Annotated in this window: 1 protein-coding gene; it reads right to left on the bottom strand. The window is 55.3% G+C overall.

Translation table 11 applies throughout. The annotated features are described in order from the left end of the window. Positions 1-124: 124 nt before the first annotated feature. Complete coding sequence (locus tag DW171_RS09980) at positions 125-1,819, bottom strand: phospho-sugar mutase (RefSeq protein ID WP_118271097.1); 1,695 nt, start codon at positions 1,817-1,819, stop codon at positions 125-127. Positions 1,820-2,036 lie beyond the last annotated feature (217 nt).

The raw sequence follows: 2,036 nt of genomic DNA on the forward strand, positions 1-2,036 counted from the left end.
CGGAGGAGTTCCGGAACCAGCCCCTTGCGGCGTAGTTCTTATTTAAGACGTCCAAGTTTTGGGGTGCAGTTCAGTTTCCGAGATCCCCTCCTTCGTCTATCTATAGACTTAGGCATTCAAAGCCTTAGGCCAATAGCTTGCGACCGGACTCCTCAATCGCGTCAAGTGCTGCATCAGCCTCGGCGGCATCCGCGCCCTTTGCGAAGATGTACAGCTTAATCTTGGGCTCGGTGCCAGAAGGACGAACAATACCCTTGTTGCCACCCTCAAGATCGAACTCAATGACGTTAGCCTTCGGCAGGCCGTTCACGCAGGTGTTGTAATCCACGACGGCCTCAATCTTGGAACCGGCGAGCTCCGCGGGCGGGTTCTCGCGCAGACCAGCCATGATGCCGGTCATCTTTGCCGCACCCTCAGCGCCCGGATAGCTCAGCGAAATCGTCTTGTTGTGATAGTAGCCATACTTCTCGTACAGCTCGTGCATCGCATCGGCAAGGTTCTTACCCTGGAGCTTGTAATACTGCGCCATCTGGCAAATCAGAAGTGAAGTGCTCACGGCGTCCTTGTCGCGCACGTGGTCGCCGGCCAGATAGCCGTAGCTCTCCTCGAAACCAAAGATAAAGCGATCGACCTCGCCAGCATCGGAAAGAGAAGTAATGATGTCGCCGATGTACTTGAAGCCCGTCAGGCAGCGGCGGAGCTCAAAACCGTACTCGTCGGCCAGAGCGTCAACCATGGCGGAAGAAACGATAGTAGTAACGGCAACCTTCTTAGCGAGGTCCTCACCGCAGGCAGCACGGGTCTTGCAGATATAGTCGAGCAGCAGAACGCCCATCTCATTGCCGGTCAGTAGCAGATAGTCATCGCCATTTTTAACGGCAACGCCAACACGATCGGCGTCGGGATCGGTTGCAAGCAGCAAATCAGGGTGAACCTGCTCGCAGAGATCGATGCCCTTCTGCATGGCCTGACGGATCTCGGGGTTAGGATACGGGCAGGTCGGGAAATCGCCGTTAGGCTCCTTCTGCTCGGGAACAACCGTGACATCGGTGATGCCAGCGCGCTCGAGCACCGTGGTAACGGGAATGAGGCCGGTACCATTCAGCGGCGTATAGACAAGCTTGAGCGGCGCGCCGGCAATTTCCTCGGCAGAAAGGTTGGTCACGCCGCGCGCGAGAACGGCGTCGTAATAACGCTCGAGGCATGAGCCTTCGATCCATTTAACCAGACCCTGCTCAAGAGCCTCATCAAAGTCCATGGACTTCACGCCGGTGAATGTATCGGTCTCGGCGATAGCCTTAGAAATTGCATCGGCGGCCTCGCTGGTGATCTGGCAGCCATCGGGGCCATAGGCCTTATAGCCGTTATACGGCGCCGGGTTATGGCTAGCGGTCATGCAAATGCCACCGGAGCACTTAAGATCACGGACGGCCCAGGAGAGCGTCGGCACAGGAGAAATCTTGGGATACACGAGGGCAGTCACGCCATTTGCTGCAAGAATGGCAGCCGTCGTCTTAACGAACAGCTCACCTTTATTGCGGCTATCGCGAGCGATGGCAACCGTTGGATGCTCGAAGGTCGCATTGAGGTAGTCAGCGAATCCCTGGGTCGCACGACCGACCGTATAGATATTCATACGGTTAGTGCCCGCACCGATAGTGCCGCGAAGGCCGGCAGTACCGAAGGCGAGATCTTGGAAGAAAGCATCGGTGATGGCGTCCTCATCACCCTGCTCCTTCATCGTGTTAAGCTCAGCGAGGAGCTCCTCGTCCTTGACATTGGCAATCCAAGTATCAAGCAGCTCATGAACATCTGCCATGTGAGTCCTTCCTTCACAATCAATAAAACGACCCGTGTAAAACAGGACAAGCGCAGCAGTGCGCTAAAGCAAATATTAGTCCATTGAGAACAGAGAACCGACCAAAGAACGGTGAACGTCTATATTCAGCGGTGGATGATTAAATTGATTTAATTGCATAAGGAATGTTGCCCGTAAACGCAAAAAAGGGGGAGGCCGCGAGGCCTCCCCCTTCTTC

This window comes from Collinsella sp. AM15-2 (genome assembly GCF_003471985.1).
Lineage (GTDB): Bacteria > Actinomycetota > Coriobacteriia > Coriobacteriales > Coriobacteriaceae > Collinsella.